We start from the raw sequence: 26603 nt of genomic DNA, 5'->3' as shown, positions 1-26603 counted from the left end.
AAATGAACTAACACACTCGTTAGTTAAGTGTATATATTTAAATTGGCTTTAAATGGTATCTTTCTAATATCGGAAACATCCCGTGTTCGTAGTTTATCACTTCGAAACCATTCGGTGCAGCCTAGGTCCTTCAAAAGGATTATGTTTTATTTGTTTTTCTTTTTTCAATTTCTTTTTTCACCAAAGGAATTACCTTTTCTTTTACTGCTTTTTGTACTTTTGGATCATTTATTAATTTTTTTAATTTGTCCTTCAACATTCATACCTCCGATTTATTAAATTTGGGATTTAACTAATATGGAGTTTTGTCCTAAAGGAATAAGATCCTGCTATCATATGACTATTGTACCCTAAAGAATACACTGTGTCTTGCAGGAGCCAGACAACCAAATGTGAAAGAAACAGATTAATTGGTATACTTTAATTTTATTATTTCGGATATATAACCTCTAATTCATCATGATAAAACATTAAAATTGATAAAATTACTAATATCGTGCCCCATTAGAATGCAAATAAACCCTGGACAATTTCGTGCTAGATTTAAAAAGGTAATTATAGTAAAAAGAAAAAACTCCCTTAAAGATAGCCTTCATTTTCAGCTAACGCACCTGTTAGTTATAGAAGGTTCTTAAAGCCATGGACTTACTTCCACTATAAACTTATAGGGGCTTCTTCACGAGTACAGGTCAGGTATTTTCGGGATATAGCATTAAAATATCCTACATCAATAATTGCTTTTTCTCCTTTATCAGGGCATTGAATATGCGTCAGCTGAAGTGATTCATTGATGATGACCAAGTCTATTGCGCCCAATTCCTTTTTGCAGCACGAACATTTTACAGCTAGTAAGTTTTCTTTTTCCATTAAAAATGCCCCCTTTTGATAAATAGGTATTCTTTATTTCTAGTCGCTAATCCTACCAGTTCACACAACTGTCAAAAACTTCTTTTTCCATAAGTATTCAGCTGGATCTTCAAAGCTTGTTCAACTAACCTGCCCTGTTAGTTCATTAAGGGTATTTTTTCACTTTAATTCTACTGTATGATAAGGTTAGAATCGTACATTAAAAAGGCCACCAATTTGGGGCCTTTTTATTTAATTTATCTTCTTTTTATCCTTGCTGTATACATTAATTTTGTATGTATCATTTTTAACCAATGGTTGCATTTCTTTAGAATTCAGATATTCTTTAAGGACCTTTTCGATATTATTACCATGTTTCTTTGAATTAGGATCCGAGCTATTTAAAGAAGTCTGTATACTAATTCTGGGTTTTGGGTTAATTGAATATCCAGTCAACGTAACTTTATACTCCTTTTTACCGATTAATTCATCAGTAATATAATCTAGAATCGTCATCCATCTTTTGTCTTGATCTCTTTTATCCATGTCTATTTTATTAATTTTAACTGTGTATTGTTCGTTCGTTATGGTCTGTGCTATTTTACTAACTTCTTTTTTAATTTCATCTGTATTTGTCTCGGTGTCCGGTATGGCTAATTCTATTGTCTTATTGGGATTCACACCATATTGTAAGATGTGATACTTTTCTAACACTTTATCAAGAGGCTTCCAAAGTACCATGTCCTTCTTATGCTGTTTTTCTAGCTCTTCAATGTGTTTCTTTTCTTCTTCGCTATAAGGAACATCCACGTTTTTTTCTATTTTAACTTTATAAGCATCATAATTGTTTGATTGTAATACATCCTTCACAATACCTTCAATTTCACCTTTAACACTTTTATAATATTGATTAGAACCATCAACAGATATAGTTATCATTTTATTGGGATAGTTAATACTAGGACCTCTAACTTTGTAGCCCCTCTCGCTTAATTCTTCATCAATAATAGGACCAATCGATTTTGTATTAATAATTGAGCTTAAAAAAGGAATCTTTGAGACTACTTCTGCCATTACAGGTGAAACAAATGCAGAACTTATAAATAAACCAAATAATATGATCGACGCGATACTAGAGTATGCTAACTTCCTAATCAAACTTACTTTTTTGATACGAGTGGATAGGATAGGGTTTTTATTTTTCTCTTGGGAATCCAATTTTTCAATATCAGTTAAGATTCGGTTTTTGAGTTCTTGTTTTTGTTTTGTTTTCCACATTAGATCAGAATTTAATTTCTTTAAGGAACTATCAAAATCGGTATCTTCATATTGCCTTTTCATCCAAATACCCCTCCTTTATTAATTGTTTTTTCAATGCTGGAATCGCTCTAAAAAGAGTCGATTTGACTTTACTCTCAGACCAACTCAATATCTTTGCCGTATCCTCAATAGAAAAACCCTTGATTTTTCTTAAAACGATAACCTTTTGATATGTATCTTTAATTTCCCCTAACGCTTTATATAGTTCAGATGATTCCTCTTTTATTCGAATCATTTCTTCAGGCAATGAGTTATTGTCCTTTTGCAAAAGAAATACTTCTTTAAAAAACTTACTGGGTTTCCGTTTTCTTATAAAATCAACCGTTAAATTGTGAGCGATACTGAATAGCCATGTTTTTTCACTGGAATGCTGATTAAATGAATTATGATATAAATACGCTTTTACAAAGGTATCATGAGTCAAATCCTCTGCTTGTTGATAATCCTTAACCATCAATAAAATAAAACTTAAAATGGATTTACTATGTTGGTCATACCAATCTGCAATTTCTTCTTTTCTGTACTCCGACAAGTTACCAACCCTCCTTTTCTTGAATGTTCAATACTTAGACGTATTAGCTAAATAAAAGTTGTGTTTATGCATAAAAAAAACCTCTAAAAATTTAGATTAGAGATTTTTACGTTCTTTTATAGATATAACGTCTATATCAGTTGTATTAGAAATAAGGTAAAACTCATACTCTCAGCTCTCGTTAGAGCTAATATAAGTATTCCTTATGGAACTATCCTGATAGTTCCATAAGAAAAAGGCTGCCTCAGCAACCAGCTAGTTTAAATTTTTTTACTGAAAATAAAAACCGTTCTATTGAAAATATTATACCCTTTCAAGAGGTGTATGAGGTAAAGGTGGTAATTGAATTCTAATCTGGTCTCCCGGGTGAACCTCACCACTTTCCATAACTATGCTCATTATTCCTGCTTTACGTATCAAGTTCCCATGTTGATCCCGATCTAAAACAGCGTTCATAAGTCCTGATTTAAATTGATCAATTTGGACACATGGATTTCGCAAGCCTGTTACTTTAATAACTGCTGTTTCTCCAATATATAGTAACGAATCCCTCGGTAATTCAAGCAGATCGATACCTTTTGTGGTAATATTTTCACCCATTTGTCCAGCTGTCACATTAAATCTATCTTTCAATTCATCTAATAATTCTGAGTGGATTAGATGAACCTGTCGCAGGTTAGGTTGATTTGGGTTTTTCGCTACACGTGAACGATGCTTAACCGTTTTACCTAAATGGGCATCTCCTTCAACGCCCAAACCTTTCAACAGTTTTATACTATTGCAATTTTCCTTACTGAACGTGTGTTTATCACTTTTACTTACAGCTATTACCACTCCACTATCCGCGCCAATTTTTTCGTCATTCATTTTCATTCAACTCCCCCAAATACTTATATTTTTTCAATTATCCTGGCCGATAGTTGCATAAAGAAAAAGCTGCCCTAAATGAATCTCAAGACCCTTTGTTAAAGATGGAATCATTCCCTTGTAGCACGGAAGGTCTTACCTAATTCGTACCCCAAACCATAATAATAATCGCCAATTAAGAAAAAGGGACCAATTGGTGGTTTTCGAAAAAGTGCTTCCCTGACACGGCAGTATTAAGGGTAGAATTATTGGGAGCATCGCTAAATTCTATTCCATCCACTTTTTGTAGAGTGCGTCAAATTTTCCTTGGAGCTTCATTTCATCCATCCACATTTCCAAGTAGCTTGCATAAATGAAATCACCTCTTGGAATCATATAACCTTTTTCACTGTTTGTGAAAGGCTTGTCAGTTTGAGCTGCATACAATCTGGGATCAGCTTTTGCATATAGCATTGCTTCTACTGTGTCTGTGATCATAACATCATACGTACCTTCTGAAACAAGATGAGGGATATCAAGATTGTTTTCTACAACAGTTACGTTAGCATTGCTTAGATACTGACGGACAAATTCTTCGTTCGTTCCGCCTGGATTTACGCCGATGCGCACAGAAGGCTTGTTGATATCTTCAATGGTAAGATACTTATCTTTATCTTCCTTGCGAATCAAAGGCACCTTACCGAATGAAAGGTAACCTTGGGATACATAAGCGCTTTTTTGTCTGGCTGTGTTGCGAGTCACACCGCCCACAGCGATATCAAATTTGTCCGCTTGCAGGTCTTTCATCATCTTAGGCCATGTGGTAGCGACAAATTCCACCTCCACCCCAAGGTCTTTGCCAAGTTCTTTGGCAGCGTCCGCGTCAAAGCCCTCATACTCATTTGTTTCTGGGTTCAAATAGGTAAATGGTTTGTAGTCCCCGGTCATTCCTACCCGAATGTATCCTCGTTCGATTATCTCATCAAGCTGGGAAGCCTCAACATTTTTCAAATGCCCTGGTGCATTTTCCGATGCAGGTTCAGCCGATACGTTTTGCGAGGAGATTAGGTCGTGACCGACGTACCCTGTACCTAGCAAGGATAAGCTAATCACTCCAGCCATCAGTGTTTTTTTCCAATTGTTAACCATGTGATTTTTCCTCCAATTTTTGTCTATTTTTAGAATTAATCTACCAATTATTAAAAATACAACAAAATAAATGAATCACCTTCAAAAAACGAACACTTTTTTATATTTAACTTAAATTAGCTTAACAGTTGATATTAAAAGAACTACACATATTAGACATATCTATAATGTGTAGTCCCAATTAAAATTCTTATTGAATTAAAGCAGCTGTTAGTTAACGAACAAAATAATCAATTAATATATGTGCCCTTACTCTAACCGTTTCCAATTTGGATCCTTATATCGGATTTATTTGGCTTTCTTACATACTGCAAACTTCTTTCACCTTTAACCAAGATGTTTAAAAAATTGGCCCATGGCACAATAATATTTAATGAAAGGATTGAATAGGTGCTTTTAATTTTGACTTTAATAACTCTTATAGGCAACGTCGCCTTTATTCCACTAAAGGAGGAGTATCGATTTGAAGATCTCTTCAATTTCATTCAAAGAACCTCCAGTTTATCATGAATTCCCTCCCCTCTATGAAGGTTTAGGACTGCCTGAGTTATCTTCATTCATTCAGCAACGATTTGATTTTGCTTATACCTTGGGGGAAGTCGAAAGAACCGGGCATGGTAGCATTCGCTTTTATAAACGGCAGGGGGATTTCGAAGTACATATACCTGATAAGTTGCCAGGAGTGGGACCAATAAAGTTTCGGAAATTAAAGGACTTGTTACTGGAGGAAGCCAAAACAGCTTTCATCGAAAATATTGAATCCGAACCAGAAAAGCGAAAGGTTTACTACGCCGAATTTCGTCGCCCTGGGAAAGACTCTGAATAATTGTCCCTATGCCGCAATCTGGACCAGAAAAGAATAAAAGCACTGTTCCTTGTTACAAGAAAGCGCCTGTAAGGCTCATTGTTGTCTTGTTGAATTTGTTTTAAAAAAAGAGATTGTTAATGAACTAGCCACAGTTTCATATGGAATTTCCCTTCCCACTAGAAAAGGTTGCCGCAGCAACCTCCACCTATTTTAATAACCCGGTTTATTTATCATTATCTAAATCATCATCAATAAAAGACTTTTTATCTTCTTTAACTCCATACTTTTTTTCATGAAATTGAACCAATAATTGAATTGTTAATTCCTTTTCTTACTGCTGTTTCAATAACTATATAGAGAATGAATAACCCAACAATCAAAAAATCAAAAAAACAAAAAATATAATACCCTCCACTAAAAATCCCCCAAACAACAATCCAAAATTTCCTTACCTGGGGCAACACTATATCGTGGCGTATAGTTGTTCACGCATAATTAAGGACTGATTTAACACTCACCTTTTTGTAAGTACCTGTACTAAAAGTGCATACTTACATATTTATGGTGTGCACTTTATACTCAAGATAAATAATCTTAAGGAGGAAAAATCTTTGAAAACTCTTGTTATCGTGACACACCCAAGCATAGAAACTTCCGCCATTAATAAGCGATGGGTAGAAGAACTCAAAAAACATCCAGAAAAGTATACGGTTCACGAATTGTCTAAGGTTTACCCTGATGGAAACATAGACGTGGATAAAGAACAAAAATTGGTTGAATCACATGGTGATCTTGTTTTGCAGTTCCCTGTATATTGGTTTAATTGTCCGCCTCTCCTTAAAAAATGGTTTGACGATGTTTTAGTTTATGGATGGGCTTATGGTTCAAATGGAGGCGATAAATTAAAGAATCGTAAAGTTGCTTTAGCTGTATCTGCAGGAATCATAAAAGAAGATTATAGTGAAAACGGAAGATATCGCTATACACTTGAACAAATATTAGTTCCATTTGAAACGACATTCCGGTATTGCAATGCAGATTATCGTTCGCCCTTTGCGTTTTATGGTAAAGAAAATGAGCCGGGTGGAAACGAAGAAGAAGAAAATGGGCTAGGTTCAATCCAATTGGAAAAAAGCGCTCAGGATTATTTGGATTTTGTTGACAACCTGTAATAGGTTTAGGGTGGTTTATTAAACCCATAAAAAAAGAAGTATTTCCTTTTTAAAGAAATACTTCTTTCGGTTTGTCGACAAAATCGGGAGCGGATTTCTGAAACCAACGAGGACGTTTTCCAAACAAATTAGCTAGGCCTAAGGCTGTACAGCCTCCTGACCTGGCAAACTGTTTTTCTCTCCCCACTCGCACATCATATTTAACAATGGAATGAGAGAAAGACCACGTTCAGATAATGAATATTCAACTTTTGGAGGTATTTGGGGAAATTCCTTGCGTACGATGAGGCCGTCTGCCTCCAGCTCTTTTAACATGACACTTAGCGTTTTAAAGGAAATGGTACCGATACTTCGCTTCAGCTGATTATGTCGCATAACCTTATTTTCAGACAGCCAATACAAAATGATCATTTTATATTTGCCCCCTATTAAGGACAACGTATATCCAAAGCCAGTGTCATTTGGTTTCACGCCAGTCGGAACACAGGTTTCACGCACAATTTACACTCTCCTTTAGATAAGTATATGATATAAGTGTGTATACTTTACAATATATCATTATCAATCTTATTGAAAGGATGTAAGACTTGTACGCTTAGCAAATCTCATCAAAAAAATCCTTTTCCTGTACGTTAGGACGGGACGTTATATAAAAAGGCTGCCGCAATTAAGCACCTGTAAGCCAAGGGCTTTCACAGCTGTCTTCCCTCATTCCCACCCCTTGGAATATAATATTCGAACCAAAGGCTAAAAAAAAAGAGCCTGTTTTTGAAAAAAGATTGATCAAAACACGCTCTAATACTATTTAATTGGATAATCATTGTTTTAAAAGATTATTTTCCAAACTATGGATTCCACCTATTTGTAGGTACTTTCCCATTACACCTTTTATTATTTTCTCTCCATAATTTCATGAACCTTCCGGCTTTCGATAACCAATATACTTCATCAATTACAGGGTAGCTTCCACCTTTCCGCTTTTCACTTCTTTGTTGATTTGATCTGGATCGGCTTTGGCAATGCCGTACCCTGTAAAAATGTAAATGAGGGCAAACACAACTCCTAGATAAATAACTGGTGCATAGAGGATAAATTGACCTGTTGAAACATTCAGCGTGCTTGCGACGAAAGCACCTGTTATCCCCCATGGTACTGCCGGGGAAAAAGCTGATCCAGTATCTTCAAGTGTTCTCCCTAAATTTTTCCGGTGCAGATTATATTTATCATATAATGGTGCCAGCATTGGCCCTAATACTGAAAACGATACATAAAAACTGCCTGTTATGATAAAAAAGAGGCTGTGCAGCGTTAGGCAAGAAGTCATCATCGCTTTTCCGGTTTTGGCCAATTCCGTGATTTTATCAAGGATCACCTGAATCACACCGGCAGTTCTCATAGGTGAACCGAAGATAGCTGCTGCAAATAATATCCCGAGTGTACTATACATACTGGATAGTCCGCCTTGCTGTAACATTTCATCAACCACTTTTATATTTGTTTTAGCCGTAAAACCATCGTTCATAGTATTAGCTACTTCTAGCAAATTGCTTCCTTGAAAGACCATCGCTAACACACAACCTAGTAAAATTCCAATTCCAAAGACAGGTAGCGTAGGTTTCTGCTTATAAATTAAGTACAACACGACAATAGGAGGCAACAAAAGAATCGGATTCAAGTAAAAGTGAGTCTCTAATGTAGATAAAATTAGATTGATTTCTTCGTTGTTGTTAGCTTTTCCGTTTAACTGAAAACCTAAGATTGCATAAAGAATCAGAGAAATGACAAAACCTGGTATAGTCGTGTACAACAAATGTTTAATGTGTTCAACAAGATTTACGTCTGTAAAAGCAGCCGCCATAATCGTTGTTTCAGAAAGAGGTGACAGCTTATCACCAAAGAAGGCTCCTGTCACAATTGCTCCGGCTGCATAGTGAGGGGGAATCCCAAGTCCGATCGCAACACCCATGCACGCAACACCAACTGTTCCAATCGTCCCCCAGGAAGTTCCCGTCATTAATGACATTAACGTACAGGCGATGGTGACTACGAGTAAAAATATTGAAGGCTTCAACAATAACAAACCATAATAAATAATGACAGGGATCGTTCCGGATAACATCCAGGCACCAATCAAGACCCCTACAGCAAGTAGAATTAAAATGGGAAGCAACATCTTTCCTAGGGTGTCGTAAATATCCTTTTCGATGTCCTCCCATTTAATCCCCCAAAGCAGGGATAAAATGATAACCGTTATTCCTGCAGCGCCAAGCACCATGGTTGAAGGGGCTTTAACAACCAATAACCCCCCAAAAATAACTGCAATTGAAACAAGCAATAATGTAGTGGCCTTCATCACGGATAATTCCCTCAACGTTTTTCCCCCTTTTAACTATAAAAATAAAAAACCTAAAAACCGCAGCACGTTCTTATAGTTTTAAACCACTTACTTTTCTTTGACCGGCGGACAGAATTTTAGGATTCGTAAGTACTTCAATCACGGCAGGACGGCCGCTTGACAAGGCTCTTTCAAGCGCAGGGATGAAGTCTTCATTCTTTGCCACTTGTTCCCCGTGAGCTCCGACGAGCATGGCCATTTTAGCAAAATCAGGATTGGATAAACTCGTTGCAACCACGCGATCCGGGAATTGCTTCTCTTGGTGCATGCGAATCGTTCCATACATATTGTTGTTCGCTACGATGGTGACTACCGGTATATTCTCCCTCACAGCGGTCTCAAGCTCTTGCATTGTCATCGTATAACCGCCATCGCCAGAAATGGAAATAACCGTTTTTCGAGGATGAGCTAATTTCGCCCCGATCGCAGCAGGCAAACCATATCCCATTGATCCTGAAGTTGTCCCTATATACGTATTTTCTTGGACAAAACGGTAATAGCGCGAAATCCACCCAAAGAAATTGCCGGAATCACTTGTAATCACGGTATCCTTTGGAAGCAATTGTATTAGGTCATGCATCATGCCATCCAAATCAACATAATCCGTAGAATAATCTGCTTTTGTAGTTGAAAACTCTAGATAATTAGAATGCAGTTCATTAAGCAGTTCCTCCCTTTCTGCATTTTTTATTTCCGTCACTTTCTCTACCGCTTTTAATAAGAATTGTTTTGCATCGGCTAAAATCGGCAGGGTTGGGGTATATACTTTTCCGAGTTCATCTGATGAGATATCAACATGAATGAGACGTGGATTGTCGGCTAAAAGACTATAATCTTGTGTCGTCACTTGAGAAAAACGTGTACCAACAGCTATTACTAAATCAGCATTTCGGATGTAGTCAAGCAGGTTAGAAGGAGTGCCAAACCCTAACCCACCTGCATAGCAAGGATGGTTATTCGGAAAAGCATCCATGCGCCGATAAGAAGTGACAACTGGAAGCCCCAAAGCCTCGGCAAACTGAATTAACTGCTTAGTCGCCTTTGACTGGGTTATTCCGCCGCCGACAATGAGTATCGGTTTTCTTGATTTGGAAATTTCCATTAACGCTTCATCCAGCGATTCTTCATGTGGAATCAACGGTGCGGTTTCATAAGGTTTATGTTCTATAAATGTAGCGAAATCTTCTAACATATCATGTGGTAACGACACGACAACTGGACCGGGCCGACCTGACCGTGCGATATGAAAAGCCCGATGCAATAGTTCCGGGATCCGTTCAACTAGATCAATCTCTACCGTCCATTTACATAAATGACTAAAGTAAGCAGCGAAATCAACCTCCTGGAAAGCCTCCCTTCCTTTAAATGGGCGTTCCACCTGACCAATGAGAGCGACTAAAGGTGTAGAATCTTGCATTGCTGCATGAAGGCCAATGGACAGATTGGAAGCCCCTGGTCCTCTTGTAGCCATACACACACCCACTTCACCGGATGCCTTCGCATAGCCATCCGCCATAAAGGAAACCCCTCCCTCATGACGTCCGGTGATAAGCTGGATGGAGGAATGCTCATAAAGAGCATTCAATACCCCCAAATAGCTTTCCCCTGGAACACAGAAAGCTTTTTTTACCCCTTCCCGCACCAGCGCTTGGACGACGGCCTCTCCTCCTGATAATCTAGTCATTTCATCTTCCTCCTTCTATATTAAGCGCTTTCATTTCATCTTTTTTACTAACTTATATTTATGGACAACATTCCAACTTCCCTCTTAAAAACGGACATCTACACAGTTTTGATTTCTGAATATTCAATTAATTGAACTCAGACCATGGGAACCGTACAAAATAAGCTGCTGTAACCAGTGGGGTAATGAAGTTCATCCTTCAATTTTTACATCCGCATAAAGTTCCTCTGGAGGTCCTGCTATACGTAATCTGTAGAGCCTCTAATCGAAATAGAGACTCTAGATTATTTTTACTTACAATCACTACCAACTGGCAATTGCACCATCCGTTCTTGATTCAGTCCCCCCCATCAGCACGCCGCTTTCAGGATTTCGCCATATAATTTGACCGCGGCCAAATGAACCGGAGTCCACCGCCACTTTAATGTCATGCCCTTTTCGCACTAATTCTTCTGCAATGTGTGATGGGAATGATTTTTCCACCTCTACTGTTTTATCATTTTGCCACTGCCACCTTGGTGCATCCAGGGCAGCTTGTGGATGCAAATGAAAATCTATCGTATTCATGATGACTTGTACATGTCCTTGCGGCTGCATATATCCACCCATTACACCAAACGGTCCAACAGGTTGATTATCTTTTGTTAAAAATCCAGGAATGATGGTATGGTATGTTTTCTTACCGCTCTTGAGACAATTGTAATGAGTGGGATCAAGACTAAAATCATAGCCGCGATTTTGTAAGGCGATTCCTGTTCCAGGCACTACAATCCCCGAACCGAAGCCCATATAATTACTTTGGATAAATGAAACCATATTGCCCTCTCCATCTGCTGTCGCGAGGTATACTGTTCCACCACGCGGCGGGTTGCCTGGAGCTGGAGTACATGCTTGACTTCCGATTAGGGCCTGGCGTTGTTGCCCATATGAAGTACTCAATAGCTCCTCTGCAGTTACTCCCATATGCTTAGGGTCTGTAATGTATTGTTTACCGCAAGAATACGCAAGTTTCATGGCTTCAATTTGTTTGTGGTATGTATCTGTTGAATCTTTGGTTGGAAAATCAAATCCTTGCAGTATATTTAAAGTCATTAGAGCTATTATCCCCTGTCCGTTTGGAGGGATTTCCCATACATCATAGCCCCGGTAATTTACCTTAATAGGATCAACCCAATCCGGCTTGTACCTAGCTAAATCACCTTTAGTTAGATAGCCTCCGTAACTCGCAGAAGCTGCTGCGATCTTTTCTGCAATTGCCCCTCTGTAAAAGCTTTCCCCTTCTGTCCTTGCAATATCTTCCAATGTGAGGGCATGGTCGAGAGAAGACCATATTTCCCCTACTTCAGGTGCTCTTTCCTTAGGAGCAAATGTATCGAACCAAGATTCAAATTCTTCACTTGTACAGTCTTGTTTGTATTGTTCATATGCTTTCTGCCAAAAGCGGCCAAGTGTAGGGGAAATGGGAAAGCCATTTGTTGCATATTCAATCGCGGGTTTCATGGTTTCCAAAAGTGACAAACGCCCGAAACGTTTTGATAATTCAACCCAAGCAGCAGGGGCACCTGGTACAGTGACTGGTAACCAGCCATACTTTGGCATGCTTTCGTATCCGGCTTCCTTTACCTTCTCGATCGATATGTTCATGGGGGCCGGGCCACTTGAATTTAAACCATGCATTTTTCCTTTTGTCCAAACGAGTGCAAATGCATCTCCGCCAATTCCATTTGAGGTGGGCTCTACTACTGTAAGACAAGCAGCAGTTGCAATGGCAGCATCAATCGCATTTCCTCCTTTTTTTAGAATATCTAGCCCTGCCTGTGCAGCTAAGGGTTGAGAGGTGGCGACCATTCCATTTTTTGCATAAACTACATTTCGCTGTGATGGATAAGGTGAATAATTAGGGTCAAGCTGTAAAGTCATACTACTAGCTCTCCTTTAATTCAATATGGGCTTATTAATCGGGGTAAAAATAATCAAACGCTTGAAATAATAGTCTTTTCTTTGCGTTTGTTAATAAAAGCGGCTTAATAAAATAACAATAGCATGTTTTATCGCCGAAAGTAAAGTTTATTCTGAATATTATAAATCTTTAATAAAATGAAGGATAAGACATTCTATATCGTTTAAGAAAAGGGCAGTAGATCTATATCTTAAGGAGGGGATGAGTATAAATGCCATCCTGTTTAATTGCAATGTTAGTTGGCAAAAGTAGCTCGTACTGGTTAATTACAAATGGTAAAACAACAAACAATGGAGAAGGGAAAAAGTTCATAGAGGTTTGATTACAGAAGAATGAAGGTTTTGCTGAAGAGGAAATAACGAAATCAAAAAAATTGCCTGAGTCCCTATGAATCGGGAATTCAGGCTGCATTGAGCGTATACTTTTTACAATTATGAAGCGTTCATTATAACTTTAACCCAGACCTGCTTTTGAAACGCCGAAGCAAGATATTACTTTCAACTCGGGAAATGCCTTCTATCCCATATAATTCGTTATTAATGAATGACTCTAATGAAGGAAAGTCTTCAACTAAAACGTGCATATGTAATGTGCTGGGACCTGTCATTTGGTAACAGCTTGCAACACTTGGGTTCTTAGCCAACTTTTCTGCTACTTTCACTAAGTATGCAGGTTCACAATCCACTTCAAAAAAAGCTGATACCTTTTGGCCAACAGCTTCAGAGTTGATAACAACACTGAATTTTTCAATTACGCCTTTTTCTACTAGCTGCTGAACACGGTCACGGACAACATTTCGTGATATGTTTAATTCCTTACCCATATCCGCATAAGACGTTCGGCTATTTATCGTTAATATCTCTAATATTTTTTTATCTATATCGGTAATCTTCATCTGTTTCACATCCTACATCGTTATCAGGATTCTTTTCTAAAATCATCGTATACTGTAACTTAAAAAAATTGAAAAGAATCTAACTTTCACTAGGCCTTAATCTAATAATAGACTTTCTAACATGGACTGTAAACCAACACAATACTTCAGGTTGGCTTTATCCACTTTTAAAAGAAAAAAATAACGTAGTTCAAAGGTTCAGATGAACATAACAAAAATTTCCAAAAAGTCGGATCTTTGGAAGGGTGTTTGGCCTACATAAGTTAAGTATACTATGAAATATTTAAAGTTTTCATTGAAAACTGTTAACGAACCATTTGCCGGTGTGGCTAAGTACAATATTAAAAAAAGCCTGCCTTCACGCCTACAGTTAGCTCAACGAGACCTGGAATTCATTCATCGCTTTCCCTGTTCCTTTTTCGTTCCATATATATGAGTACCGCAAGAACAATGAATGCAATCAATACAATGGTAGATAACCATGATAAGTCCATATCCGAGAAATACTCAACAATGTTCAATATGGAAAGCCCGAATAAGCAAACCATTAGTAAAACATCTTTTTTGCCTTGTTTCCTTTTTTCAAAAAACACTCCCAACATTTTTTCAAAAAATACTCCCATTATAAAACACCCCTTAATTTTTCCTCTGTAACATCATCGTTTCCTTTGACAATTTTCTTACTACACGCCCCTGCCCCTATGAACCATACGGATAAAAACAATGAGCCAAGAATTTCTTTAATGTTAGAACACCTTTTCCTTTGAATTTCATCAAAATGAATTTTATTAATGGTATGAGTTACCTTTAGATGTTCAAAATAAGACAAGGGCGGATCACTGATCATCCAGAGTAATTAATAAAAAAACAAAAATATATTGAAATATCAATTTAATTTAGTTATAATACGATACGTTCTTAATATTAGTTTGTATATAATTTTTAGAAAATTTAATAATTTTCTAAAATAGTAAATTTTGGTTTATTCGTGGAGGGTTTATTTTGTCTAACAAGGTACCATTTTCATTTATAGTAGTGATTGGGTTAATGTTATTTGCCCTATTCTTTGGGGCAGGGAATTTAATTTTCCCGCCAATGCTTGGTCAATCTGCAGGAACGAACATCTGGTCAGCTAATGCAGGGTTTTTAGTCACAGGTGTAGGATTACCGTTACTTGGTGTACTGGCACTCGGTTTTTCGGGAAAAGATGATTTACAATCATTAGCAAGCCGCGTCCATCCCGTGTTTGGAATTGTATTCACAACCGTTCTTTATTTAGCGATTGGTCCATTATTCGCAATGCCTAGAACCGGAAACGTTTCTTTTGAGATCGGTGTAAAACCTTTTTTGCCTGAAGACTCAGGGCCACTGCCTTTACTTATTTTCACCATCATCTTTTTTACGATTTCGTGCCTTCTTTCGCTCAATCCTGCGAAAATTGTCGAAATTGTGGGGAAAATATTAACACCCATCAAGTTGACATTCATTGGAATCCTGGTCGTAGTCGCTTTTGTTAATCCAATTGGAGATTTTCAAGCACCTGCCGAACACTATATGGTTCAACCATTTTTCAATGGGTTTAGAGAAGGGTATTTAACCATGGATACTCTTGCATCTTTTGTTTTTGGCATCATCATCATTAATGCCATTAAAGAAAAAGGTGCTAAAACAAAAAAAGAAATAATGATCGTTTGCGGAAAAGCGACTGCAATTGCTGCCGTTATCCTTGCCACCATTTATACAGCTCTCTCTTACATGGGTGCTTCAAGTGTTGAGGAACTGGGACGTTTGGATAATGGAGGCATTATCTTAGCGAAAGTCTCGGATTATTACTTCGGTGCATATGGCGGGCTTTTATTGGGATTAATGATCACAGTGGCTTGTATAACGACGAGCGTAGGGCTGATTACATCTTGCTCGACGTACTTCCATAAACTATTTCCAAACCTGCCTTACAAAACAATTGCTATAAGTTTATCCATATTCAGTGCAATCATTGCCAATATTGGATTGACCCAGTTAATTGCCATTTCTGTACCGGTAATGACAGCCATTTATCCATTAGCCATTGTTTTGATTTTCTTAACATTCCTTCATTCTTTATTTAAAGGAAGACCTGAAGTTTATCAAGGCAGCTTATTTTTAACATTCATCGTCAGTTTAATGGATGGATTAAATGGAGCGGGTATACACATTTCATTCATCAATGATTTCTTCACTGCAATCCTTCCTATGTATGAGACAGGACTAGGGTGGATCATCCCAGCCATTGTTGGAGGATTCATTGGGTATGCCAGCAGCGTCTTACGGTCGAAATTCGGTCCTAATCATCAAATAGATTAAATGGTATAAAATCGGTTCAGGAATATTTCCTGGACTTTTTTTATTTTCATTTAGGACGAATTAATCTTCTGTAGATCGAATTATCTCTGTGTAGGTGAATTATTTTCACTGCAGCTTTATTACGTTGTGATATTAACCAATATACCATAAACTGTAATATATTATGGATAATCCCCCTAATTTACCTAAGCTGCCTGTCTCCCAACGAGAAAAAAGCTGCCAAAAAGGCAACTCCGGCTAAGCTAGATAGCAGGGATATAAAATCCCAATCCCATTTCTTTTCACTTCTTATTCATTCCGTAATTTCTTCAGCAATTGAAAAATCTGCCCCCTATGATGCGATTCATGTTCAATCAAATGGTAAACGACCCACTCAGGCGTGACATCATATTGTTCAAGCACCCTCGGTTTACGCCAATCCGTTAGGTCCATTGAACGAAAGTTTGAAAGGAATACTTCACGTACCTTATTGAGGCGATAGAAATGTTCTTCTAATGTTTGTCCTTCAATGTGGGTTAGGGAGCCATCTTCCGCACGGCATCCTAATGGAAATAAAGCGCGTATTTCCGTATCCCATTCCGTAACAAGTACCTCCTCGTATAACCAATCCGCCTCGACCAATGCTATGTGATATAACATCGAGCCAATCGTTTGCCGTTCATCCATTTTCGAATCGAGTATATTTTGGCTAATTCCAGTTAATTCCGTTATAAGCGTACGGCGAACATCTTCTAAACACCATAGCCACCGCCCAATTTCTTCTTCATATTCCGGTAATACAGATACCAGTAATGCTCTTTTCTCCAAAAAGATCATCCTCCTCTTATTGAACGTACATTCTATTTAAATTGTTCGTTTCCTTCTTTTACATGAAAAATCGCCTGTTAATTAATGGCAAGCTTTATGGGAAGTTTAGTTTTATTGACGGTAAAGGCAGGACAAAAAGGGCAATCATCAGATTGCCCTTTCGTTTGTGTATGATTATTTCGTTTTATTTTAACTGATATCGTAAACCGATATTAACTCCCCATAAAAAGATTGGCCCTCATCTCATCTGTTATACGCCTGCTTTGTAAATGATCCTGTTCCCGTTCTTGTTCAACCATTATACGTTGCTCCAGTTTTTGAGCATATTGTGCATAGCCGATTCCATGAGCCTGAAACATTGCCTTTTCCATTGCCGACGTGTACGTTAATTCGAGAAAATTAATGAAGAATCAATCCTTTCCATAGTGAATTTCGTACTCATCTTATCATTGAAAATGCTAACTGACAAAGTTGCTACGGCTCCATATTCACTGATAATTCAGAATTCTCCACAGCTGTTCCTATCTCCATGTACGTAAACGCCATATCCCTCCCTCTTCCTCCATTTTCCATTTTTAACCGTAAAGATAAATTTTTAATTTGTTCAAAGCTATGAGCAAGTAGATAGGAATGAAGTCATTTTTTTAAACAAATTAAAAATCCCATTAACAAACTTGTTGTCAATGGGATGAATGTTTATTTATAAGAACCGAATATTTCTTTTGCCAATTTACGCCCAGTCGGAGTGGCAGCAAGGCCGCCCTCTGCCGTTTCACGAAGTGCGACTGGCATGGTCAATCCAATTTTATACATGGCATCGATGACTTCATCACATGGAATGCGGCTCGTAATGCCTGCAAGTGCCATATCAGCTGCCGTTATCGCGTTAGATGCACCCATTGCATTACGTTTCACACAAGGAACTTCAACCAAACCTGCCACTGGATCACAAACCAATCCAAGCATATTTTTCAGTGTGATTGCCATCGCTTCTGCGGCTTGACTTGGTGTACCGCCGGCCAGTTCTACAATTGCAGCTGCCGCCATTCCACTTGCCGAGCCCACTTCTGCTTGGCAGCCACCAGCTGCTCCAGAAATGGAAGCGTTGTTTGCAACTACGAATCCGAAGGCAGCGGAAGTGAAAAGAAAATCAATCATCTCTGCTCGGGTCGGGTTAAGTCTTTCTTTCACGGCAAATAACGTACCGGGAACCACGCCCGCAGAACCGGCTGTAGGAGTGGCACAAATCATTCCCATTGCTGCATTCACTTCGTTCGTCGCAACAGCTTTACTTACGGCATCCAATAATAAATTGCCTCCGAGTGCCTTGCCCGTCTTGATATAATTTTGCAAAAGAACGGCATCTCCGCCCGTTAGGCCTGTAACGGATTGCACGCCTTTCAGACCTCTTTCCACCGCCTGTTCCATCACTGTCAGATTCCTGTCCATCTTTTCAATGATCTGTTCTCTCGACAAGCCCGAGAACTCCATTTCTTGTAAAATCATGATTTCCGCGATTTTTACATGTTTACTTTCAGCAAGTTCAACCAACTCTGCTACATTTCGGAACATGTTTTTACCTCCATATCTATACCAACACTTTTAATGATTCTCACTCAACCATCCTTATGACTTGCGACACGTTTTCCAGTCCCTCAATTTCCTTCATGACTTCGCCCTTGATTTTCTGATCGACTTCAATCACCATGAGGGCCATTTGACCTTTTTCTTTTCGTGAAACTTCCATATGTCCAATGTTAATTTCATGATTGGCCAATACTGTTGAAACGGAAGATATTATTCCAAACACATCGTTGTGCACAACTAAAATGGCTGGGTTTTCACCCGACAATTTAAGCTTGAAAGTATTCAACTCCGTTATTTCTATCGTTCCTCCGCCAATGGAGATTCCAACAAGCTCTAATTCTTTATCTTCGTCAAACAGTCTGATTTTGACTGTATTAGGGTGATCCATCACAGTATCCTCGATTGTAAAGGAAACTTCCATACCCGCTTCTTCCGCTATCGTCAAAGAAGTAGGGATTCGTTCATCATCCGTATCGAAATCCAATATCCCGCCTACGACAGCAACATCCGTACCGTGTCCCCGATAGGTTTTTGCAAAAGAACCATATAAAGAAATAATGGCTTTCTTCGGTTGCTTTCCGAATAACGTCCTTGCTACTCTGCCAATTCTGGCAGCTCCTGCTGTATGTGAGCTTGAAGGTCCAATCATAACGGGACCGATTATATCGAATGCAGATCTGTATTTCATTTTGTAATGCCCCTTTTCTGGCAATATATTTTTTAACCGTCTTTCATCTCAAATAAGGGTGAATGAAGATCAAAAAGCGGCATAATTACTATATTAAGATATTTTTATCATTCCTGCAATGAAAACCCTTTCATTGCATACCCATATTAACATATATTACATAACATACCTACCAAAAACTTTTATTATTTATCGTAGAGATAGTATTTGATTTTTCAGTATTTTAAGATAATTAATAAAATCACTTACAACAATTAAACAGGTAAAAAAGCAGCCATCAGGCTGCTTTCCCTTCTATCTCTCCGCTCTAACTCGCTTTTTTCTCATCTTTGGATTTAGCGGCTCCCCAAATTTCGGAGACCCACTCAGGATGATCGATGAACGGATTGCGGTTATTCTGCCAGTCATATATGACCTCATTACGGTGGCTCTCGAAATCATCGACTGGATCGAGAGCATTCCATTTCAAAAGTGTCGATAGCTTTCCATGAAGCGGCTTCGGATACGTATTGACTGTATCGGATAGTTCCAGATCCAATTCACCATTTCCTTCATAGCGGACGGCCATGTAAAAGAGCATCCGGGCTATATCACCTTTAACATGATCTGGCGGTTCCCATGAATCTGAATCAAACTTACATTCACAACCGCTATATGTTTGACCGCCATCGTCGAAATCCAGATGGCCCCGTTTACCATTGACTGTAACATCAGCCGGACGGAGGTGATGAAGGTCGGTCCCGGGACCTATGCTTGTTCCAAAATCACCGTGGGACTTAGCCCAAACATGCTCACGGTTCCATTGTCCTGCATTGCCTCCATTAGCGTTCTTCGAAATCGATTTTCCAGAGTAAAGCAAGATGACATTCTGGTTGTTTGCCGGATCTTCATCCGTTTCTTTAAGGGCATTCCACACTTGATCATAAGATAACTTCGTATGACCCTTAATAATCGAGTGCAGAACCGATTTCAATTCCGGGCCTGTTTTTCCTGTCGCCGTTTCGTAATAAGCTTCAAGCGGCTTATCCTCCGTTACGGTCAACGTGAAGCGGGCAACCACTTCCGATAGATGGTCCTCAGCCTTAACTGCAACAAGGTATGTTCCAGCTTCATTTGCAGGAAGGGTTAATATTGGGCCGGCAACAGTACCGATAGTGGATGAAAAGGTCAGATTATCTTCATCCGGATCTGAGAAGTGCTCACTCAAATCGATAGTGACCTTAGAACCGGCTTTCACTTCAAGATTCTCCAGTTTTTTCGTTACAACAGGCGCTTGATTTTCTTTAGGGTCGAAAGGGGAAGCGATTGCTTCCCCTTTTGAATCGACAAATTTGATATTAGACGCGTCGACACCATCTGTTACAGTCCATTTCTGAACATTTTCAGCACCCCTGATTTCTTTTACATTGGCGTTATCAATGATGACTTCCTTCACCGCCATGCCTCCAAAATCAATGATTGCGCCTTCCTTAGCCGGTTTTATCGTCACAGTTGCATCCTTCAGCCCAAGGCCTTTGAGTACGGCATAGGAACCTTTTAACCAGATCCCTTCCTCGATGTTGGATGTTTCGTCAAGATCGATCAAAACACTAGGTGAAGCAATCGTAAGTCTTTTTGTTTTAACGTTTGTTAAATGATACGTTTTATCTGGAGCAGCGGGTTCAACTCCCCCTGATTCAGATAAAGATGTTTGAATCAATACAGGGTCATGATCACTTGCCCTTCCATGAGCTTTCATGAAGGATGAGTTAATATGGACAATATCGACTTTTGTTGCCGCCGCCATATTATTCGATACAAGGATATGGTCCAGTACTTGTGAATTGCCTTGATATGTGTAAGAATAACGTTTTTCAAAAGGAACTTTCTCGATCATATTGGTTAAATCTTTACCCTTTAATGTTTTAAGCGGAGCCGAAAATTCAAAATCATTAAAGTCTCCAAGCAAGACGATATTCGCCTTGGCATCCTGTGACTTGATATCACTTACAAACCGATTGACGATGGAGGCAATTTGTAGCCTCTGCGTCTCACTTGAAAGGATAGGAGGTTGGTTCCTGCCGAATAATGGCTGGTCGCCGCCCTTGGAGTTAAAATGATTGGCCACCACCACTACACTTTCCCCTTTAAATTCGAATTGAGCAGCTAAAGGCTTCCTGCTTGAAGTAAAGGCAGAATCAGTAGGCTCTATTCGTCCAGGATTCAAGGTGAGTTTTCCATCTTTGAAGGCAACGGATTGCGTCGCCGTTCCTTTCGTCCCCTCAGTTAATTTGACACGGTCCACATTATATAAAAAGCCTACACGGATATTCCCGCCAGGTGCCCCGCCATCAAGTTTATCTTCTGGAGCGATATCGATGAATTGATATTGCGGTCCGCCCAACGCTTTTATTTTGTCGGTCAGCTTCTTGGCACTTTGAGCAGAATCCGTTGTCCCGCTATCTGTTGCCCCATCATTATCTTGCATTTCCGTTACGCCGATTATATCCGGCTGTTTAAGATTAGTAATGATGGATGTTGCGATCGTTTCAACTTTCGAGTCAGCGGTTTGTGTGGAGAAATTCTCGATATTATAGGAAGCGATCGATAATTTATCGGAATCCTTCTCCAAGGATGTCACTTCCCGGGCCGTACCGCCATCCTTTAATGCCGGCAGCTGATTTTTATCCGTCAATACCCTATAGTTGCTATATCCATAACTGATGACACCCGTAACCGAGCCTTCAAAAGAATCACCCGTTTTCGCTACAAAAGATTCATCATCCATATCCAGGGTTATTCTTTCAGGATTGAAATCCGTTTCCGTTATTTTGACACCTTTAACTGCAGTCGTCGTTTCCATATTCCCCGGAATCACGACCAATTCACCATAGTCTTGAGGAGCGACCACTTTCGGGTTATATACTTGCACGAGCATTCCTTCCAAACTCTCGTAAAAATCAATGCCGTCCTCGTTCGGATTAAAATCTGTCAATCTATCATCATCGATGTTCTCAGACAGCGGAATGACATCTTTTCCAATGATGATCGGTTCTGGCATTGCTACAGTTCCAAGCTTTTCAATAGTCGTATTCGTCAATTCGGTTGTTGGCAGATCCGTCGTTTTCATTTCAGCGTATCCTTCGATATACCACTCCACGACTTTACCTGCCACTTTGACATGATCTCCCGCTTTTAGACCATGCGCTTTGTTGTACACGAGTATTCCCTCTGAAGTCGTTAAGTCCTTATCCGGATTCAGATCTTGCATGTAAAAGTTATTCGCATCCTTTACATAAGTGACGACACCTTCAACACCTGAGACGAGTTGATTCTCATATGATGAAAAATGATTCATCCCCTGAATGTCACGGATCTTCAATTCATTGGTTTTGATAACCGTATAGGCAAATGTGAAAACTTCCGATGTCTTATCATTGACAGCGATTGCCTTTATGACAGTATCTTCCGTTAAGAAGATAGGATCTGTGTACAAGGCACTTGAAGACGTCGGAGTGGATCCATCCAGCGTATAATGGATTTTTGCTTCTTCCCAGGCCGATTCAAGTGTTACTTTTGTATTTTCACTAACCGTACCAGGGAAAATATCCGGGTAAACAGCTGGTTTGTTCACCAGTTCATAATCTTCAAGACCACGTGGCTTCAGTTGATACGTGTCATTGAACTGCGATGCTATCCCGGTTACGGAAATGACATCCCCCGCTTTAAAGTTCCTCAGGAAATCTTCATAATTCGAACCGTTCCGGTTATCATGGCGAACGGTAACAGAGTTTCCTTCAGTATCTGCCGCCTTGAATTCGAATGTTCCGTATGTTCCCGATGCCGCCAATTCAGTAATGGTCGCTTTTTCAATCGTGACCAGCTCACCTTGCGTTTCTTCATTGACGCCAGCGGCATCGATTTTTTGGATTTCAGGAAGTTCATTCCCGGAAGAAACCACTTCAAGGGAGGTTGGTTGGATTTGTAATTCCTTATTATAAGCGGATACTTGTCCGATTAAACGAACCTTATCCCCTTGCTTTACATCCACAGGCCATGAAGAACCATAAACATATAGCCCAGCCGTTTCATCTTGGATATAAAAGCCTTTTCCTCCCCAATAACCTAGCCCTGTGGTGACCACCCCATCGACCTGCACTACATCTTCAGTATTCGTTCTTGCCTCGGCGATGGAATCCAGAACCTTCACATCAGGCTCTTCAGGAGGTGTTCCTCCATCAGTGATGATAGTGTAATCGGTTGCGGATTTCAGACCTGGCACTGAAAAATATCTTTCCAGCTTTCCTGTAATCGTCACCTGTGCTTTGAGTAATTCCGGATGTTCGACTAGATTCAACGCCGTACGGATATTACCGGCCGGAAGCTGAACAGGTATGATTTTCTTTACATCCGTTTCATCCGGACTATCCGCAATACCTATATTCGTACCTTCAGTAAAAGGCGATGTTTGTTGATAGCTTGTACCGCTTTTAGCTGTACCGACAATATATCCCTTCACCGTTGCCGTGCCACTGTTATTATTAATCGCTTCCGTTACCGTTATAGTCCCTTCCGCATTTGCAGCGTCTGCATATGGCAAAACCGTTGATAGCACGATCAATATGGCAAAGAAAAGCCTGCATATCCCATTCTTCTTCAAAATCTCAACCCCTCCAACTTTTTACGTAGGTTCAGCATTCATACCGATTAAAAAATCGTTTCGCCATTCACGGTGACACCGCTTAGGCTCACGGTTTTACCGTTAAGTCCCGATAAATCCAAATTACCCTCGACTGTAACATCTGAAAAAGTAAAGCTGTCTGGAGGGGTTCCCGTTAATGTAAGATTTCCTTTAACCACTGCATTTTCCAATGAAGCAATATCCGTGATGTCCACAACTACATTACCCTCATGGTTTTTTGGAGCATCAGCCGTTCCGCCAAAGTCTTTGGCCAACACCGTAGTCGGGTCTGTAGAGTTTCCGGCCACATCTTTGATGCGTCCTTCGATGCTTGGATCGACAGTTTTGAGCCCACTTACATAATCCCGTAGATTCTCCCAATCAGCGAGTCCGATATCCGTCACTCTTCCTTCTTCATAAGCCTTCTTGAAAACGGTGAATCCATCTCCGCCCTTAGCTGTAAAAGCATTGGTCGCCACGACATATTCCTTCGCTGCATCCAGTTCGGAATATGTTCCATCTTGTCCCAGGACTTCAACCTTTGTCACACGATTGCCTGATTCCTTTGAACTATCGTAGCTGAATTTCATTCCGGATACATGCAGGAAGCCGCCATTTTCCTTAGGAGCCAAGCTGACACTATGCTCTAATGCTTCATTGATCTCTGCACCCGTAAGCGCCATCGTCGCTAACGTATTCCCAAACGGTAAAACGGTCAGTATTTCCCCTAAAGTGATCTCACCTTGATCGATACCTGCACGGATGCCCCCGCCATTTTGGAAAGCAATGACCGCATCCTTATTGAATTCTTTTGCTTTACTAAGCATTCCGTCCGTAATTAAATTACCCAGTTCTGTTTCATTTTTACGAACACTCGGTTTCGTTTCATCCCCTGCATCACGCGGTGTGTCCAAAGCCTTCACAGCTGTTGCCCCAGTCTGCGTTTCCTTCAGCTCCTTAATCTTCGAGGAGTATGTTTCGAGCACTGTTGCCGCTTCAGGATCATCCTGTTTTTCAGAAAGCTTAATCAGCTGACCGGCTTGTCCGACAATCTTGCCTTTCTTATCGAATTCCACATCAATCGTTCCTAAAAAGTCGCTATACTGATACCCTTGAACGATGACTGTCGGATCTTTCGTTTCCCCCTTATCATCCTTATCAATTACAACGGGGGCGTTTAACTGCGTATGGCTATGTCCGCCCACAATCACGTCGATGCCTTTGACCTTGGCAGCTAATGTTAAATCATTGTCATAAGCTGCATTGTCATCATAACCAATATGGGATACGGCAACTATCTTATTAACCCCCATGCCTTTGAACGCCTTGACCGCTTTTTCTGCCTCTTCAAGATAGTTTTCAAATACTATACTTCCAGGACTTGAAATATCTTTCGTTTCTTCAGTCGTAAGCCCAAAGAAACCCACCTTCTGACCATCCACTTGTTTTACGATTCCATTGTATATCTTCCCTTGCTCCGGATTACTTGAAATCAGGTCCGAAAATAGTCCCTTAAACTTATCATCCTTGGAGAAGTCCACGTTCGAACTGACAAATGGGAACTGAGCCCCCTTAATGAAGTCAGCTAAAGCTTGATGCCCTTCAGCGCTTGATCCCAAGTCAAACTCATGATTCCCAAATGTCATGACATCATATTTCATTAAATTCATGAAGCGAAGATCCGCTTGCCCTTTGAATTCATTAAAATAGAGGGTTCCCGAGAATACGTCACCAGCATCCACCAAAAGAGCTTGCGGTTTACTCTTACGCACTTCTTTAACAGCCGTCACCCTTTTGGCTACATTGTCCAAGTGGGCATGCGTGTCATTCGTATGCATCAAGGAAAGCGTGATTGCCTTCGCTGGATTTTTCAAAGCTTCTTTAGCAGCTGCCACTTTCTTATCCGCCAATGCTATTTTCGCTTCGAATTCCTTTCGGTCCGACTCCTTGATCCCATTTAAATGGATGTCGGCTCTCGCCTTTTTAGCCGCTTTTATCTGTTCTTTCGTTTTAAGTTCCCCATTGGCAAGAGCTACATAGGCATTGACCCGTTTTGCCACTTCTTTTTTCTTTTCTGCATATACCGCTTCATCATACTTACCTTTCACCTCTTTAACATAAGCATGAATGGCTTTACCGAGTTTGGATGTTTTGCTGACCTTTTTCAACTGCGAAGAAACGGTATTCATCCGGTTGTCCGCGGTCTTTAAATCACCTTTCTTCACCCAGTAAGCAGCTTTCTCATAGTAGTACGGCACTTTCAGGTCACCGCTCAAAGCCGTTTTGGTCGATTTAGTGAATTTATCGTATAAGAGCTTTTCGATTTTCGCACCGTAAACCGTATCTTTAATATCTTTGTCTGTCTTTTTCACGGCATTATCCAGTGCCTCGTATTGGTTCCTGATATCAATAGATTTCTTGGCAAGAATTGAATTCGTAAGGGCGCTAATCGATTTGTCATGGGCAGCTTTTGCTTTTTCTGCCGCTTTATACCCTTTCACATATCCTTCTGAACGAATGATATACTTATCATAAGCTTCGATTTCTTTGTATTTGGCTTCTTTTTCTTTTTTGCTTAGCATTGATTTTTTAATGGTAGAGTTGATGTCTTTTTTTGCTTGTATTGCAGACTTGATTTGTTTCTCAACAGTGGATACGGAAGCGAGTTTAGAAGAGTAGAAATAGGTGTCGAATGGTTTTTTGATGGTGGCCTTTGCCGTTTTGATTTTACTATTCAGGCTAGTGGCAGCATCCGATGGTGCCGGTGCTACTGCTACGATCGTTGTCGCAGCCATTATGGTTGCTGTTGCAATTTTAACGATTTTCTTTTTCCCCATTAGAGTAATCCCCCCGTAAGTTCTATACTGGCATAACATTTCGCGAACATATCCATGGTTTTTACACATTTTTC

General features: G+C 39.7%; 20 protein-coding genes. 3 read left to right on the top strand and 17 right to left on the bottom strand.

All coding sequences use genetic code 11. From position 1 onward, the window contains the following. Window positions 1–654 precede the first annotated feature (654 nt). From QUF94_RS04525 to QUF94_RS04505, 5 genes are all read right to left on the bottom strand, one after another. Complete coding sequence (locus tag QUF94_RS04525; protein WP_289314792.1) at window positions 655–867, bottom strand: hypothetical protein; 213 nt, start codon at window positions 865–867, stop codon at window positions 655–657. Window positions 868–1098: 231 nt separating this feature from the next. Further along, the gene (locus QUF94_RS04520) at window positions 1099–2187 is read right to left on the bottom strand and encodes a DUF4030 domain-containing protein (protein WP_289314791.1); all 1089 of its coding nucleotides are present in this window, start codon (window positions 2185–2187) and stop codon (window positions 1099–1101) included. After that, window positions 2171–2698, bottom strand: a complete 528-nt coding sequence (locus QUF94_RS04515; protein WP_289314790.1) for an RNA polymerase sigma factor — start codon at window positions 2696–2698, stop codon at window positions 2171–2173. Before QUF94_RS04515 ends, QUF94_RS04520 begins: the two co-directional genes overlap by 17 nt. A 303-nt stretch (window positions 2699–3001) precedes the next feature. Then, complete coding sequence (locus tag QUF94_RS04510; protein WP_483313632.1) at window positions 3002–3571, bottom strand: MOSC domain-containing protein; 570 nt, start codon at window positions 3569–3571, stop codon at window positions 3002–3004. Window positions 3572–3832: 261 nt separating this feature from the next. Then, window positions 3833–4693 carry a transporter substrate-binding domain-containing protein gene (locus tag QUF94_RS04505; RefSeq protein WP_289314789.1) on the bottom strand — a complete coding sequence of 287 codons (861 nt, stop codon included), beginning with the start codon at window positions 4691–4693 and terminating at the stop codon, window positions 3833–3835. Window positions 4694–5156: 463 nt separating this feature from the next. Between QUF94_RS04505 and QUF94_RS04500 the strand changes: the two genes are divergently transcribed. Both QUF94_RS04500 and QUF94_RS04495 read left to right on the top strand, forming a co-directional pair. Further along, window positions 5157–5519, top strand: coding sequence for a hypothetical protein (locus QUF94_RS04500; RefSeq protein ID WP_289314788.1), 363 nt, complete (start codon window positions 5157–5159; stop codon window positions 5517–5519). 593 nt (window positions 5520–6112) lie between these two features. Continuing rightward, complete coding sequence (locus tag QUF94_RS04495; RefSeq protein WP_289314787.1) at window positions 6113–6673, top strand: NAD(P)H-dependent oxidoreductase; 561 nt, start codon at window positions 6113–6115, stop codon at window positions 6671–6673. A gap of 138 nt (window positions 6674–6811) precedes the next feature. Here the strand turns inward: QUF94_RS04495 and QUF94_RS04490 are convergent, their stop codons facing one another. From QUF94_RS04490 to QUF94_RS04465, 6 genes are all read right to left on the bottom strand, one after another. Further along, complete coding sequence (locus tag QUF94_RS04490) at window positions 6812–7171, bottom strand: winged helix-turn-helix transcriptional regulator (RefSeq protein ID WP_289314786.1); 360 nt, start codon at window positions 7169–7171, stop codon at window positions 6812–6814. A 454-nt stretch (window positions 7172–7625) separates the two neighbouring features. After that, a complete protein-coding gene (nhaC, locus tag QUF94_RS04485; protein ID WP_289314785.1) occupies window positions 7626–9044 on the bottom strand; it encodes a Na+/H+ antiporter NhaC in 1419 nt (472 codons plus the stop codon). A gap of 55 nt (window positions 9045–9099) precedes the next feature. Beyond that, the gene (locus QUF94_RS04480) at window positions 9100–10752 is read right to left on the bottom strand and encodes a thiamine pyrophosphate-dependent enzyme (protein WP_289314784.1); all 1653 of its coding nucleotides are present in this window, start codon (window positions 10750–10752) and stop codon (window positions 9100–9102) included. Window positions 10753–11055: 303 nt separating this feature from the next. Next, window positions 11056–12672 carry a gamma-glutamyltransferase gene (gene ggt, locus QUF94_RS04475; RefSeq protein WP_289314783.1) on the bottom strand — a complete coding sequence of 539 codons (1617 nt, stop codon included), beginning with the start codon at window positions 12670–12672 and terminating at the stop codon, window positions 11056–11058. Between the two features lie 485 nt (window positions 12673–13157). After that, window positions 13158–13607: an Lrp/AsnC family transcriptional regulator gene (locus QUF94_RS04470; protein WP_289314782.1), complete on the bottom strand. Its 450-nt coding sequence runs from the start codon at window positions 13605–13607 to the stop codon at window positions 13158–13160. Between the two features lie 392 nt (window positions 13608–13999). Then, window positions 14000–14230 (bottom strand): hypothetical protein, encoded by a 231-nt coding sequence (locus QUF94_RS04465; RefSeq protein ID WP_289314781.1) that lies wholly within the window; start codon window positions 14228–14230, stop codon window positions 14000–14002. 379 nt (window positions 14231–14609) lie between these two features. On the opposite strand from QUF94_RS04465, the gene brnQ reads away from it, so the two are divergent. Further along, on the top strand, window positions 14610–15950 hold the full coding sequence (gene brnQ, locus QUF94_RS04460; RefSeq protein ID WP_289314780.1) for a branched-chain amino acid transport system II carrier protein: 1341 nt from the start codon (window positions 14610–14612) through the stop codon (window positions 15948–15950). A gap of 288 nt (window positions 15951–16238) precedes the next feature. Here the strand turns inward: brnQ and QUF94_RS04455 are convergent, their stop codons facing one another. The 6 genes from QUF94_RS04455 to QUF94_RS04430 form a co-directional block, all read right to left on the bottom strand. Next, on the bottom strand, window positions 16239–16757 hold the full coding sequence (locus tag QUF94_RS04455) for a DinB family protein (protein WP_289314779.1): 519 nt from the start codon (window positions 16755–16757) through the stop codon (window positions 16239–16241). A 212-nt stretch (window positions 16758–16969) separates the two neighbouring features. Then, complete coding sequence (locus QUF94_RS04450; protein WP_289314778.1) at window positions 16970–17128, bottom strand: YuzK family famiily protein; 159 nt, start codon at window positions 17126–17128, stop codon at window positions 16970–16972. A gap of 325 nt (window positions 17129–17453) precedes the next feature. Next, window positions 17454–18329, bottom strand: a complete 876-nt coding sequence (sdaAA, locus tag QUF94_RS04445; RefSeq protein ID WP_289314777.1) for an L-serine ammonia-lyase, iron-sulfur-dependent, subunit alpha — start codon at window positions 18327–18329, stop codon at window positions 17454–17456. 40 nt (window positions 18330–18369) lie between these two features. Next, the gene (gene sdaAB / locus QUF94_RS04440) at window positions 18370–19032 is read right to left on the bottom strand and encodes an L-serine ammonia-lyase, iron-sulfur-dependent subunit beta (RefSeq protein ID WP_289314776.1); all 663 of its coding nucleotides are present in this window, start codon (window positions 19030–19032) and stop codon (window positions 18370–18372) included. Window positions 19033–19339: 307 nt separating this feature from the next. After that, window positions 19340–23671: an endonuclease gene (locus QUF94_RS04435; protein ID WP_289314775.1), complete on the bottom strand. Its 4332-nt coding sequence runs from the start codon at window positions 23669–23671 to the stop codon at window positions 19340–19342. A gap of 47 nt (window positions 23672–23718) precedes the next feature. Then, a complete protein-coding gene (locus tag QUF94_RS04430; protein WP_289314774.1) occupies window positions 23719–26529 on the bottom strand; it encodes a bifunctional metallophosphatase/5'-nucleotidase in 2811 nt (936 codons plus the stop codon). Window positions 26530–26603 lie beyond the last annotated feature (74 nt).

Source organism: Peribacillus sp. NJ4 (assembly GCF_030348345.1).
Lineage (GTDB): Bacteria > Bacillota > Bacilli > Bacillales > DSM-1321 > Peribacillus.
This window is presented reverse-complemented; position numbering and strand designations above follow the sequence as displayed.

Bases quoted from the DNA above. Each gene is read 5' to 3' on its own strand.
- sdaAA (WP_289314777.1), bottom strand. From the start codon at position 18,329: ATGTTCCGAAATGTAGCAGAGTTGGTTGAACTTGCTGAAAGTAAACAT.
- QUF94_RS04430 (WP_289314774.1), bottom strand. From the start codon at position 26,529: ATGGGGAAAAAGAAAATCGTTAAAATTGCAACAGCAACCATAATGGCT.
- sdaAB (WP_289314776.1), bottom strand. From the start codon at position 19,032: ATGAAATACAGATCTGCATTCGATATAATCGGTCCCGTTATGATTGGA.
- QUF94_RS04450 (WP_289314778.1), bottom strand. From the start codon at position 17,128: ATGGAAAAGGCAATGTTTCAGGCTCATGGAATCGGCTATGCACAATAT.
- ggt (WP_289314783.1), bottom strand. From the start codon at position 12,672: ATGACTTTACAGCTTGACCCTAATTATTCACCTTATCCATCACAGCGA.
- QUF94_RS04510 (WP_483313632.1), bottom strand. From the start codon at position 3,571: ATGAAAATGAATGACGAAAAAATTGGCGCGGATAGTGGAGTGGTAATA.
- QUF94_RS04465 (WP_289314781.1), bottom strand. From the start codon at position 14,230: ATGGGAGTATTTTTTGAAAAAATGTTGGGAGTGTTTTTTGAAAAAAGG.
- QUF94_RS04520 (WP_289314791.1), bottom strand. From the start codon at position 2,187: ATGAAAAGGCAATATGAAGATACCGATTTTGATAGTTCCTTAAAGAAA.
- QUF94_RS04480 (WP_289314784.1), bottom strand. From the start codon at position 10,752: ATGACTAGATTATCAGGAGGAGAGGCCGTCGTCCAAGCGCTGGTGCGG.
- QUF94_RS04470 (WP_289314782.1), bottom strand. From the start codon at position 13,607: ATGAAGATTACCGATATAGATAAAAAAATATTAGAGATATTAACGATA.
- QUF94_RS04525 (WP_289314792.1), bottom strand. From the start codon at position 867: ATGGAAAAAGAAAACTTACTAGCTGTAAAATGTTCGTGCTGCAAAAAG.
- QUF94_RS04505 (WP_289314789.1), bottom strand. From the start codon at position 4,693: ATGGTTAACAATTGGAAAAAAACACTGATGGCTGGAGTGATTAGCTTA.